Raw genomic sequence first — 12,315 nt, forward strand, 5'->3', positions numbered from 1 at the left:
CGGCGTGAAGCGGACGACAGCCTCGCTACAACGACAATCCCTCGGACTCGGCGAACTCCGTCAACTTGTTGCGGATCGAGACGCTGCCGGCGGGCGCGTTCAGCAGCGGTGTGATCATCGCCGCGGCCTTGGCGGCGTCGAGATCGAGGATCATCGCCTTGACTGGGCCGTGCTGGATCGCCGACAGCGACAGCGAGCGATAGCCGAGCGCGATCAGCGCCAGCGCGCCGAGCGGCTGCGACGCCATCTCGCCGCACAGCGACACCGCGCGCCGCGCCGCATTGGCGCGCTGCACGATCTGGCGCAGCACCCGCAGGATCGGTGCCGACAGCGAATCGAAGCGGTCGGAGACCTTGGCGTTGCCGCGGTCGACCGCGAACAGGAACTGGAACAGGTCGTTGGAGCCGACCGAGACGAAATCGACCCGCTCCAGCAATTCGTCGAGCTGATACAGCAGCGCCGGCACCTCGACCATGGTGCCGACGTCGACCCGCTCCGGCAGCGTGTGGCCGTGCTGGCGCAGATAGGTCAATTCGCGCTCGACGATCGCTTTGGCCTGGTCGAACTCGGCGACCTCCGAGATCATCGGAAACATGATGCGCAGCGAGCGTCCGCCGCCGGCGCGCAGCAGCGCGCGGATCTGGCTGCGCAGCAGGCCCGGGCGGTCCAGCCCGAGCCGGATCGCGCGCCAGCCCAGCGCCGGGTTTTCTTCGACCACGGTCTCCATATAGGGCAGCGCCTTGTCGCCGCCGATATCGAGGGTGCGGAAGGTCACCGGCTTCGGTCCCGCGGCATCGAGCACCGCGCGGTACAGTGCCAATTGGTCGCTGGAGCGCGGCAGGCTCTGGCCGATCATGAACTGCAGTTCGGTGCGGAACAGGCCGATCCCCGAACAATTGGTGTCTTCAATATGCGGCAGGTCGATCACCAGCCCGGCATTGATCATCAGGTCGACCGGCTGGCCGTCCTTGGTGACGCAGGGCAATTCGCGCAGCGCCGAATACTGCGCCTGCCGCCGGGCGCGAAACCGCACCCGCTCGGCGAAGGCGGATTCCACCTCGGCCGAGGGCCGCACATAGATCGAGCCGGAGGTGCCGTCGACGATGATGGCATCGCCGGGATCGGCGATGCCCGGCGCGTTGGGGATTTCGCCGACCGCCGCGATGCCGAGCGCGCGCGCCACGATCGAGACGTGGGAATTCGCGGTGCCTTCCTCTAGCACCAAGCCGCGCAGCCGCTTGCGGTCGTAATCCAACAGCGCCGCCGGCCCCATCGAGCGCGCGATCAGGATGGCGTTGTCGGGCAACTGCTCGCGAGACGGCGCGTGGTCCTGGCCGACCAATTGCCGCATCAAGCGGTGGCCCAAATCTTCCAGATCGTGCAATCGGTCGCGTAAGTACGGATCGGTCGAACGCAGCATCCGCGCCCGGGTATCGGACTGCACCCGCTCCACCGCGGCCTCGGCGGTGAGGCCGGTGGCGACCGCCTCGTGCAGCCGGTGCGACCAGCCGTGGTCGTTTGCGAACATCCGGTAGGCTTCCAGCACGTCGCGGTGCTCGCCGCTCTCGGCGACGTCGCCGCGCTCCAGCATGCGGTCGAGATCGGCGCGCAGCTTGGTCAAGGCGGCGTCGAGCCGCTTCAGCTCTTTCGGCAGATCCTCGGCGATGTAATTGGTGATGACGACGCGCGGCTCGTGCAGCACGACATGCCCGAGCGCAATGCCGTCCGACAGCACCGCGCCGGTCTTGTGGATCGAATGCCGCGCCGCGGGCTCGGCGCCGGGCAGCGCCATTGCCGACAATTCGCCGGACGCGATCATCTCCGCCACCACCATTGCGGTGGTCTGCAGCGCCTCGACCTCTTCCTCGACGTAAGTGCGCTTGGCGCGGTTCTGCACCACCAGCACGCCGAGCGTATTGCCGGCGCGCAGGATCGGCACGCCGAGGAACGAGTGGTAGATTTCTTCGCCGGTCTCCGGGCGGAACGAGAACGCCGGATGGGTCTGCGCGTCGCTCAAATTGAGCGGCGTGGCCTCGGAGGCGACCAGGCCGACCAGGCCCTCATGGGCGTTCAGCACGGTCTGGTGCACGGCGTCGCGGTTGAGGCCTTCGGTGGCGTAAAGTTCGAGCGTGTTGTCGACCCGCAGCACATAGGTCGAGCACACCTCGGCCACCATGTTGGCGGCGATCAGCACCACGATCTTGTCGAGACGTTCCTGCGCGGAGACCTGCTCCGCCATGGTTTCGCGGAGCCGTCTCAGCAAGACGCGGGGGCCACCCGACGCGCTCCGCATATGCCGATATCTCCCCATCGAAGCCGACGCGCCGCGATGGCAGCACCGGCCAAAACCTCAAACCAACAGCGTCACGTCGTCCGCCCGGCGAGCCGGGAAATCCTCGCGAATCACAGGCCGCCAGGCGGCGGTCTGCCGGCTTGGCGTTGCTGCAACCGCCTGCCCGCCGGCCGCGGTCGCCCGCTCGCCACGCCAACCACGAATCGCGGACGGGATCGGTTCAGACGGCGTCTGGTGGCGATGCCGCAGCGCAACCGTGGGTTATCCTGGACCAGCCGCCGCCCGCAACCATCTCTGCAGGCCGTATAGCGAATTGAAGCTTGTTTTGCCAAGCAAAACGCCTGCCACCGCGCGGAAACCTGCAGCCCCCGATACGTCAAATGCCGCGAAAACAATTCTAAACTTGGTCCAATCCGTACAGCGTATGCAGGGTGCGGACGGCAAGCTCGGTGTAGGCGGCGTCGATCAGCACGGAAAACTTGATTTCCGAGGTGGTGATGGCGCGGATGTTGATCTTGCGGGCCGCCAGCGCCTCGAAGGCCTGGGCTGCGACGCCGGCATGGCTGCGCATCCCGGAACCGATCACCGAGACCTTGGCGACGTCGGTTTCTGAGTCGAACCGGGCATAGCCGATGGTGGCCTGGGCCGAGGTGATGGTCTGTTTGGCGCGGTCGAAATCCGACGCCGGCACCGTAAACGTCAGGTCGGTGGTGGCGCCGTCCTCGGACACGCTCTGCACGATCATGTCGACGTTGATATTGGCCGCGGCGAGCGGACCGAAGATCGAGGCGGCGACGCCGGGCTTGTCCTCGATCCGGCGCACCGAGATCTGCGCCTCGTCCTTGGAGAAGGCGATGCCGGTGACGACGTGGTTTTCCATGATTTTCTCCTCGCTGCAGATCAGCGTGCCCGGCGGGGTGCCGTGCGGGTCGATATCTTCCGGCTTGTCGAACGAGGAGCGCACGAAGATCGGCATGTTGTGCACCATGCCGAGCTCGACCGAGCGCACCTGCAGCACCTTGGCGCCCTGCGACGCCAGTTCCAGCATTTCCTCGAACGACACCTTGTCGAGCCGCTTGGCCTTCGGCACCACCCGCGGGTCGGTGGTGTAGACGCCGTCGACGTCAGTGTAGATGTCGCAGCGGTCGGCTTTCAGCGCCGCGGCGATCGCCACCGCGGAGGTATCGGAGCCGCCGCGGCCCAGCGTGGTGATGCGGCCGGTTTCCGGATTGATGCCCTGGAACCCGGCGATCACCGCGACCTCCTTGCGGTCGTCAAACCGCTTGATGATCTCGCTGCCATCGATCTCGACGATCCGTGCCGAGGCGTGGACGTCGCTGGTCAGAATCGGGATCTGCCAGCCCTGCCAGGACCGCGCCTGGATGCCGAGCGCCTGCAGGGCGATCGCCAACAGCCCCGAGGTGACCTGCTCGCCGGACGCCACCACGGCGTCGTATTCCCGGGCGTCGTGCATCGGCGAAGCATCGCGGCACCACGCCACCAGTTCGTTGGTTTTGCCGGACATCGCCGACACCACCACCGCGACCTGATGGCCGGCATCGACTTCGCGCTTCACATGCAGTGCGACGTTGCGGATGCGGTCGATATTGGCGACGGACGTGCCGCCGAATTTCATCACGAGCCGGCCCATGACCAATAGTGCATTCCCTGAGAACAACGGATAATGATATCGCGGTCCGCGACGCGGTGCCGGAAGGCGCGTATACATATCGAGGTGGTTGCGAGCAAGCAACCGGCCTCGGCCCCGCGGACGGAAAACCGTAAGTCTGGCGAAAGCGATTCGAGGCTCGATGGGGCGCCATAGCGACGATAATCTGCCACCGGGCGACCGCCTGATCCGGCGCCGATCCCCGGCCATCGCCCAACAGACGATGGAGGCGGTCGTCGGCCAGAGCAGGCCAAACCTCCGCACCACCGCCGCGCCGCCGGCGTTTCGCAATTCGATCATCGCGCGATAGGAGCAACGGCGCATCCATGTCCATGCAATCAAATTCGTCCGACGCGTCGTCGGCCACCGTCGATCCCGCCGAAATCGCCAAGTTCTCGCGGCTGTCGGCGCAGTGGTGGGACCCCACCGGCAAGATGGCGCCGCTGCACAAGATCAACCCGCTGCGGCTGTCGTTCATCCGCGACGCCGCCTGCCGCAAATTCGAACGCAACGCCAAGAGCCTGAACTGCCTGTCCGGCCTGCGCATGATCGACATCGGCTGCGGCGCCGGGCTGTTGTGCGAGCCGTTCACGCGGCTCGGCGCCCAGGTGATCGGCGTCGATCCCTCCGCCACCAACATCGCGGCGGCGAAGCTGCACGCGGAAAAATCCCAATTGCTGATCGACTACCGCTGCACCACGGTCGAACAAATGGACCCGCGCGAGCGCTTCGACATCGTGCTGGCGATGGAAGTGATCGAGCACGTCACCGACGTCGGCGCCTTCCTGGCGCGCTGCGCCGCGATCACCAAGCCCGGCGGGCTGATGGTGGTGGCCACCTTGAACCGCAACTGGAAGAGCTTCGCGCTGGCGATCGTCGGCGCCGAATACGTGATGCGCTGGCTGCCGCGCGGCACCCATCAATGGGACAAGTTCGTCACCCCGGACGAACTCACCAAGCACCTGCACAACAACAAGCTCGCGGTTACCGAACAGGCCGGCCTGGTGTACAATCCGCTTGCCGACAAATGGAGCCTCTCCGCCGACATGGACGTCAACTACATGGTGGTGGCCGAGACGGCGGCGGGGTGAAGCGGCGACTTTTACCTGGAAGCTCGGATCGAATAGCCGACGTTGCTACGCGGGCAGCGCTACTTAGAATGTTCGTCCTCTCCGCGTCATGGCCGGGCTGGACCTTTGCCACTCACTCCGCCGTCATCCTGAGGAGCCCGGCGTCGCGCAGCGAAGCCGGGCGTCTCGAAGGATGGGCCGCGAGTCCTTGGCGAGCCGCACCACCCTGAGTCGCATCCTTCGAGGCCCTCGCGATGCTCGGGCACCTCAGGATGACGACGCTGCGATCGGGTCGCGCGTAGCATGACGGCGCCGTGGGGCGCCGCGCATAGCGCCATGACGCCGGCGCCGTTGACCGCGCAGCGCATGCCCGGCACGATACTGATTCCGTTCTCCGCTTAGCAGCCCCGCATGTTCTCCATCGCCGCGCTCTGGATTCCCTTCACGTTGGTGGCCGCGCTCGGCCAGGTGGCGCGCAATGCGATGCAGCGCCAGCTCACCGGGCCGCTCGGTACCTGGGGCGCCACCAATATCCGCTTCCTGTTCGGCTTTCCGTTCTCGCTCGTTTTCTTCGCGGTGGTGATCGTCGCCACCGGCGACGCGGTGCCGTGGCCGACCGCGGCGTTCTGGCCATGGCTGCTGCTCGGCGCGCTGAGCCAGATCCTCGGCACCGGCTTGATGCTGGCGGCGATGAACGACCGCTCCTTCGTGGTGACGACTGCGTATCTGAAAACCGAGGCGATCCAGACCGCGATCTTCGGCTTCGTGTTTTTGGGCGATCACCTGACCTGGCTGAAGGTCACCGCGATCCTGATCGCCACGCTCGGCGTGGTGATCACCGCGCTGCGGCCGGGGGGTGATAAGAGCTTCACCGATCTGAAGCCGACGCTGCAGGGGCTGGTGGCGGCGGCGGCGTTCGCGCTGTCGGCGGTGGGGTTCCGCGGCGCCATCATCGTGGTGCCGGACGTCTCCTTCGTCACCGCGGCGTCGTATACCCTGGTGGCCGCATTGGGCGTGCAGACGCTGGTGCTGACGATCTATCTGCTGGCCCGCGCGCCGAAAGTGCTGCGCGACATTCTCCAGCTGTGGAAGCCGTCGATGCTGGCCGGCTTCACCGGCGCGCTGGCCTCGCAGTTCTGGTTTCTCGCCTTCGCGCTGACCGCGGCGGCGAACGTGCGCACGCTGGCGCTGGTCGAGGTGCTGTTCGCGCAGGCCGTGGCGTATTTTTCGTTCAAGCAGCCGCTGCTGCCGCGGGAATTGTTCGGCATCGCCTTGATCGTGGTCGGCGTTGCGCTGCTGATCGCCGGCTGATCAGCGTAGCGCGATCAGCACGCTCCCCATGAGGATCAAATTCGCTACGTCGGTCGCAACAATGGCAGGGTCTCGATTATCGCTGCCCTCTCCACGTCATGGCCGGGCTTGTCCCGGCCATCCACGACAACATCGGCGGCCGTGCTTGTGGGCGTGGATGGCCGCGACGAGCGCGGCCATGACGGGTTGAGCACAGTGCTGGATAGCCGGCGCAGCATCCGGAGAGCCTCGCGCGGAGCACCTCACGGCGCAAACCCGGCTAATCAATTAGTTGCGGTCTTCCGGCAGCACCGGCAGCGGCGTGACGTCGATGCCTTCGTCGATCAGCGCGCGGGCCTCGTCGCTGGTGGCCTCGCCGAAAATCGGCCGGTGTTCGATGTCGCCGTAATGCATCTTGCGGGCTTCGTTGGGAAACTTTTGCCCGACGTTGTCGGCGTTCTTGGTGATGTGGTCGCGCAGCTCTTTCAGCTTGCTGCGCAGTTCGCGCTCCTGCGCCAGCAACAGCGGCGTCGAGGTCGATGTCGCGTCGGGCGCTGCGACTTCGGGTGCGGGCGCGGGGACCGCAGCCGCGGGCTGCGCCGGATCCTTGCGCTGGTGCGAGATCTGCGGCGCCATGATCGCCTTCTCGACCTTCACCGAACCGCAGTTCGGGCAGCTCACCAGCTTGCGCCGCGCCTGCGAATCATAGGCCGAAGAGCTCTGAAACCAGCTCTCGAATTGGTGGCCGTGGTCGCAGCGCAGCGTGTAGCGGATCATACCGTGCCCCGCACCAGGTGCAGATGCTCCGGATTGGTCTTCGGATCGGCGAGGCCGAAGCGGCGGCCGTGCTGCAACGACGGGATCGCGCTGCGCGCCTTGGTGACCTTGCCGGGGTCGATCTCGGTGATGATGAAGCCGGGCTCGGTGCCGCCTTCCGCCAGCACCACGCCCCACGGATCGATGATCAGCGAATGGCCGAAGGTGGAGCGGCCGTTGTCGTGCAGCCCGCCTTGCGCGGCGGCGAAGATGAAGCAGCCGTTCTCGATGGCGCGGGCGCGCAGCAGCGTATGCCAATGCGCCTCGCCGGTGGTCTTGGTGAACGCCGCCGGCACCGAGATGAAGGCCGCGCCGGCGTCGGCCAGCGCGCGGTACAGCGCCGGAAACCGCACGTCGTAGCAGATCGTCAGCCCGATCCGGCCCCACGGCAGGTCGCTGATCACCGCGGTCTCGCCGGGCTGGTAGTTCGCCGATTCCCGATAGCTTTCGCCGTTCTCGAGATCGATATCGAACATATGGATCTTGTCGTAGCTGGCGAGAATGGCGCCTTGCGGATCAATCAGGAACGAACGGTTGGCGGCGCGATCGGGCGTCGCCTTCACCGCCAGCGAGCCGATATGCAGATGGATGTTCAGCGCCTTCGCCAACTCACGATAGGCCTTCAGCGACAGATCATCGTCCTGGAACGCGAGCTGCTCGAACAGCGCGGCGCGGTTCGGCTGCATCATATTGCTCACCTCGGGGGTGAGCACATAGTCGGCGCCGGCCGCCGCCGCCTCGCGGATCAGCGCGCTCGCAGCGGCGAGATTGGGCTGCGGCAGCAGCCCGGTGCGCAGTTGCACCATCGCGGCGGTGAAGGTTCCGGCGGCGCTCATGAAGCGGCCGTTTCGCCGGCGAGCAGCGAATCCAGCTTGCCGGCGCGGTCGAGATCATAAAGGTCGTCGCAGCCGCCGACATGGAGTTCGCCGATGAAAATCTGCGGATAGGTGGCGCCGGCGCCGACCCGCTTCGTCATCTGCTCGCGAAAGCTCGGGTCGAGTGAGACGTCGTATTCGGTGAACGCCGCTTTCTTGCGGGTCAGCAGCGAACGGGCGGCGCTGCAATAGCCACAGCCCGGCCGCGTGAAGATTTCGATAGCAGCGCTCATGTCACACTCAGGTTGCTGGAGCATGATCCCGAAAAGGGATTCCGGTTTTCGGACCATGCTCATCAAGAATTAGGTTGACCCGACTATATGGGGGATTTGTGGGTGTCCACAACCCGCGCAAAGACCAGCACATCGACCGAGGCGGCCCTGGCGCGGAGCAGCGCCCGCGCGCAGGCGTCCACTGTCGCGCCGGAGGTCAAAACGTCGTCGACCAGCACGATCCGGCGGCCCTGCACAGTCGCTTTGTTCTCCGACGGAACCCGGAACGCGCCCTGCACATTGGCGGCGCGCTCGCTTTTCGACAGCCCGATCTGATGCGCGGTGGCCCGCACCCTTCGCAGCGCGTCGCGCGAAACCGGCACGTTGGCCTGCCGGCTGATGGCGCGGGCCAGCGCGCCGGACTGGTTGTAGCGCCGCGAAAAGCCGCGCCGCCAATGCAGCGGCACCGGCACCAACAGGTCGGCATCTTGAAGGAGCGGCGCGCCGGCCTGCGCCATCCAGCGTCCCATGGTCGGCGCCAGATCGACGCGGTCGTGGAACTTGAGTGCGTGCACCAAAGTTCGCGCCACCTCGTCATAGCGCACCGCGGCGCGGGCGCGGGCATAGGCCGGCGGATCGGCGATCGCCTGCATCGACAGAATGCCGGGGCCGGGATCGTAGACAAAGGGAATGCCGAGCCGCTCGCAATAGGGCGGCGCGATGAACGACAGTTGCGACCAGCAGGCGGCGCAGACGCCGTGGCCGGAAACCGGCTCGCGGCAGGCCACGCACAGCGTCGGCAAGGCAATGTCGAGCGCCAGGCGCGCGCCGTGGCCCAACGCCTGCCGGCAAAGGCCAAGCGCGCCACGGAACGAGGCCGCGATGGATCGCGGCGATGGCGCGTCGGTCTCCATGCCGCAAGGCTAATGCCGGCAATGCCGTCGCTCAAGCGGCAACCTAGGCGTATGGTGCGGGCGAGATCGCCTAAGTTGCCGGTAAAGCGAATCAGACCGAGGAGAGCGAGTTGTCCGATCCAGAGGCCAAGCCAGCCGAGACGCTGATCTATGTCGATATTTCGACCGCGCCGATCATCAATTTCGACATCGCGCCGGCGCACGGCATCATGGCCAACACGGTGCAGATCGAACTGGCGTCGCGGACGCTGAACCCGTTGGCCGACGGCTCGGTCGAAGTGAAATTCGTCACCACCGGCCGGCTGCGCTGCAGCCAGGCGGCGGCGATGCATCTGCGCAACGCGCTCGATGCATCATTGAGGATGTTCGAAGCGCCGCAGCAGAGCCCGGGTCCGGCCGCGGCATCCTCCAAGCTGAACTGATTGCCAGTGGCACGCCTCCGGCTTAACGCAGCGGCATGAGTTCGCCGCAAGCGCCCAAACTGTTCGACCGCGCCCTGTTGGCGGCGCGGCAGCGCCGCGCCCGCGCCTTGGGGCCGGCGACGTTTCTGCTCGACCGCGTCGCCGAGGAGATGGCGGAACGGCTGCACGCGGTGCTGCGAGAATTTCCCGCCGCCGCCGATATCGCCACCCCGGGCGACGAATTGCGCGCAGTGCTGCGCGGCCGGGTCGGCGCCATGCAGCCGATCGCTCTCGACGCCGACGAGCGGCTGCCGCTCGCCGAGGGCTCGATCGATCTGGCGGTCTCGGCGCTGGCGCTGCAATTTGTCAACGATCTGCCGGGCGTGCTGAAGCAGATTCGCCGCGCCTTGAAGCCCGACGGACTGTTGTTGGCAGTGATGAGCGGCGGCGACACCTTAACAGAGTTGCGCCAGGCCTTCGCCGCAGCGGAATCCGAGCTCGACGGCGGGGTCTCGCCGCGGGTTGCGCCGGCCGCCGATCTGCGCGATCTCGGCGCCTTGCTGCAGCGCGCCGGCTTCGCGCTGCCGGTCACCGACGTCGACCGGATCATCGTACGCTACGATAACGCCTTGGCGCTGATGCAGGATTTGCGGCGGATGGGGGCCGGCAACGTCTTGGTCGAGCGCCGCCGCACGCCATTGCGCCGCGCCACGCTGCTGCGGATGGCCGAGATCTACGCCGAACGCTTCGCCGATCCCGACGGCCGCGTCCGCGCCACCTTCGAACTGGTTTGGCTTTCCGGCTGGTCACCGCACGAAAGTCAGCAGCAGCCGCTCAAACCGGGCTCCGCCAAGGCCAGCCTGGCCGACGCGGTGAAGCGGATGATGCCGAAGTAAGTGGGTAGCCAGGTGTCCCGGACCCGGCGCAGCGTCCTTGACGCTGCGCCGGGAGCCGGGACCGTTCCAAGTGCTGCGGTCCGTAACGGCCCCGGAGGCAGTGCCCCACGCCGCAAGGGCGGCGCGGTGCACTGCCTCCGGGGCACGAAGAACTACTGCAGCAAATCAATCAGGTGCGAGAGCAGCGGAATGTCGGCCGGCGGCATCGGATAGTCGCGCAGTTTGTTCGGGCGGACCCAGGCCAGGGTCTGGCCCTCGCGCGCGGTCGCCGTGCCTTCCCAGCGCCGGCAGATGTACAGCGGCATCAACAGATGGAAGTCTTCGTAAGCGTGGCTGGCGAAAGTGAGCGGCGCCAGGCACGGCTCCCTCACCGTGATGCCGAGTTCTTCGTCCAATTCGCGGATCAGCGCCTGCTCCGGCCGCTCGCCGTCGTCGAGTTTGCCGCCGGGGAATTCCCATAGCCCGGCCAAGGTCTTGCCGGGCGGGCGCTGGGCGATCAGCACGCGATTATCGGCGTCGATCAGCGCCACCGCGACGACGAGCAGAAGATTCACGACCGATAGTCGCCGTTGATGGCGATGTATTCTTTTGTCAGGTCGCAGGTCAGCACGCGGTCGCGGCCTTTGCCGAGGCCGAGCGCGACCTTGATCTGGATTTCCGGGCTCTTCATCGCCTTGGAGACTTCGGCCTCGTTGTAGGAGGGATCCCGCGCGCCCGCCTTGGCGACCCGGATGCCGTTGAACGAAATCGACAATTTATCGCGGTCGGCGGGTTCGCCGGCCTTGCCGACCGCCATCACCACGCGGCCCCAATTGGCATCCTCGCCGGCGATCGCGGTCTTCACCAGCGGCGAATTGGCGATCGACATCGCGATCTTGCGGGCGCTGGCCTTGGAGGTCGCGCCGTCGACGATGATCTCGACCAGTTTCCGCGCGCCTTCGCCGTCGCGGGCGACCTGTTCGGCGAGATTGGCCAGCACCGCGTTGAAGGCTTTGACGAAAGCTTTCAGCCGGATGTCGCTGGCCTTGGAAATCTTCGGCGCGCCGTTGGCGGCGGCGGCCCCCGTGGCGAACGCCAGCAGCGTATCCGAGGTCGAGGTGTCGCCATCGATGGTCACCGCGTTGAAAGTGTCGGCGACGCCGGCCTTCAGCAGCGACTGCAGCGCGGGGGCGGCAATCGGCGCGTCGGTGAACACGAAGGCCAGCATCGTCGCCATGTCGGGGGCGATCATGCCGGCGCCCTTGGCCATGCCGTTGATCGTCACCTTGGCCTTGCCGAGCTTCACCGTGGCGGTGGCGACCTTCGGGAAGGTGTCGGTGGTCATGATCGCGCGGGCGGCGTCCATCCAGCCGCCCGGCACAGCGGCCTCGGCGAGTTGATCGAGCACGCCGTCGAATTTGCTGGCGTCGAGCGGTTCGCCGATCACCCCGGTCGAGGCCAGAAAAATATCGGCGGGTTTGCAGCCGATCGCTTTCGCGGCGATTTTCGCGGTCAGCGCGGTGGCGACGCGGCCGGTCTTGCCGGTGAAGGCGTTGGCGTTGCCGGAATTCACCACCAGCGCCCGCGCTTTGCCGCCTTTCAGATTGAGCCGGCACCATTCCACCGGGGCGGACGGGCATTTCGACTGGGTGAACACCCCGGCCACCGCGGTGCCCGGGTCGAGCAGCGCCAGCAGCACGTCGGTGCGGCCCTTGTAGCGGATCCCGGCGGCGGCGGTGGCGAGCTTGACGCCGGCGAGCGGCGGCAATTCGGGGACATTGGTCGGGGCGAGCGGGGAGACGGCGGTGGCCATGCGCGTTCAGCTTTCAGCAAGTGTCTGCAAAGAGTGGAGCGCTCTGTATCACCTCTGCGCGACCGCGGGGAGGTCGGTTTGCGCGCC

General features: G+C 66.7%; 12 protein-coding genes. 4 read left to right on the forward strand and 8 right to left on the reverse strand.

The features are described 5' to 3' along the window. Positions 1–25: 25 nt before the first annotated feature. Both ptsP and RPC_RS02600 read right to left on the reverse strand, forming a co-directional pair. Positions 26–2,293 carry a phosphoenolpyruvate--protein phosphotransferase gene (gene ptsP / locus RPC_RS02595; protein WP_011470996.1) on the reverse strand — a complete coding sequence of 756 codons (2,268 nt, stop codon included), beginning with the start codon at positions 2,291–2,293 and terminating at the stop codon, positions 26–28. 397 nt (positions 2,294–2,690) lie between these two features. Continuing rightward, positions 2,691–3,944, reverse strand: coding sequence for an aspartate kinase (locus RPC_RS02600; RefSeq protein WP_011470997.1), 1,254 nt, complete (start codon positions 3,942–3,944; stop codon positions 2,691–2,693). A gap of 344 nt (positions 3,945–4,288) precedes the next feature. Here RPC_RS02600 and ubiG point away from each other — a divergent pair, with 344 nt between their 5' ends. After that, positions 4,289–5,053: a bifunctional 2-polyprenyl-6-hydroxyphenol methylase/3-demethylubiquinol 3-O-methyltransferase UbiG gene (gene ubiG / locus RPC_RS02605; protein ID WP_011470998.1), complete on the forward strand. Its 765-nt coding sequence runs from the start codon at positions 4,289–4,291 to the stop codon at positions 5,051–5,053. A 390-nt stretch (positions 5,054–5,443) separates the two neighbouring features. Continuing rightward, entirely contained in the window at positions 5,444–6,343 is a 900-nt protein-coding gene (locus RPC_RS02610; protein ID WP_011470999.1) for an EamA family transporter, read from the forward strand. A 267-nt stretch (positions 6,344–6,610) separates the two neighbouring features. On the opposite strand, the gene RPC_RS02615 is transcribed toward RPC_RS02610, so the two are convergent. The 4 genes from RPC_RS02615 to RPC_RS02630 all read right to left on the reverse strand — a co-directional run bounded on the left by RPC_RS02615 (position 6,611) and on the right by RPC_RS02630 (position 9,139). Beyond that, entirely contained in the window at positions 6,611–7,099 is a 489-nt protein-coding gene (locus tag RPC_RS02615) for a DUF1178 family protein (protein ID WP_011471000.1), read from the reverse strand. Continuing rightward, a complete protein-coding gene (locus RPC_RS02620) occupies positions 7,096–7,974 on the reverse strand; it encodes a carbon-nitrogen hydrolase family protein (RefSeq protein WP_011471001.1) in 879 nt (292 codons plus the stop codon). Before RPC_RS02620 ends, RPC_RS02615 begins: the two co-directional genes overlap by 4 nt. Further along, on the reverse strand, positions 7,971–8,246 hold the full coding sequence (gene grxC, locus RPC_RS02625) for a glutaredoxin 3 (protein WP_041801317.1): 276 nt from the start codon (positions 8,244–8,246) through the stop codon (positions 7,971–7,973). Before grxC ends, RPC_RS02620 begins: the two co-directional genes overlap by 4 nt. An 83-nt stretch (positions 8,247–8,329) precedes the next feature. Then, positions 8,330–9,139 carry a ComF family protein gene (locus tag RPC_RS02630; RefSeq protein ID WP_011471003.1) on the reverse strand — a complete coding sequence of 270 codons (810 nt, stop codon included), beginning with the start codon at positions 9,137–9,139 and terminating at the stop codon, positions 8,330–8,332. 110 nt (positions 9,140–9,249) lie between these two features. On the opposite strand from RPC_RS02630, the gene RPC_RS02635 reads away from it, so the two are divergent. Together RPC_RS02635 and RPC_RS02640 are read left to right on the forward strand one after the other, a co-directional pair. Continuing rightward, on the forward strand, positions 9,250–9,561 hold the full coding sequence (locus tag RPC_RS02635; RefSeq protein WP_011471004.1) for a hypothetical protein: 312 nt from the start codon (positions 9,250–9,252) through the stop codon (positions 9,559–9,561). 35 nt (positions 9,562–9,596) lie between these two features. After that, a complete protein-coding gene (locus RPC_RS02640) occupies positions 9,597–10,436 on the forward strand; it encodes a methyltransferase domain-containing protein (RefSeq protein WP_011471005.1) in 840 nt (279 codons plus the stop codon). Between the two features lie 152 nt (positions 10,437–10,588). On the opposite strand, the gene RPC_RS02645 is transcribed toward RPC_RS02640, so the two are convergent. Both RPC_RS02645 and argJ read right to left on the reverse strand, forming a co-directional pair. Further along, on the reverse strand, positions 10,589–10,990 hold the full coding sequence (locus RPC_RS02645) for a (deoxy)nucleoside triphosphate pyrophosphohydrolase (RefSeq protein ID WP_011471006.1): 402 nt from the start codon (positions 10,988–10,990) through the stop codon (positions 10,589–10,591). Next, a complete protein-coding gene (argJ, locus tag RPC_RS02650) occupies positions 10,987–12,228 on the reverse strand; it encodes a bifunctional glutamate N-acetyltransferase/amino-acid acetyltransferase ArgJ (RefSeq protein ID WP_011471007.1) in 1,242 nt (413 codons plus the stop codon). The genes RPC_RS02645 and argJ overlap by 4 nt, the downstream gene beginning before the upstream one ends. Positions 12,229–12,315 lie beyond the last annotated feature (87 nt).

The organism is Rhodopseudomonas palustris BisB18, from assembly GCF_000013745.1.
Lineage (GTDB): Bacteria > Pseudomonadota > Alphaproteobacteria > Rhizobiales > Xanthobacteraceae > Rhodopseudomonas_A > Rhodopseudomonas_A palustris_F.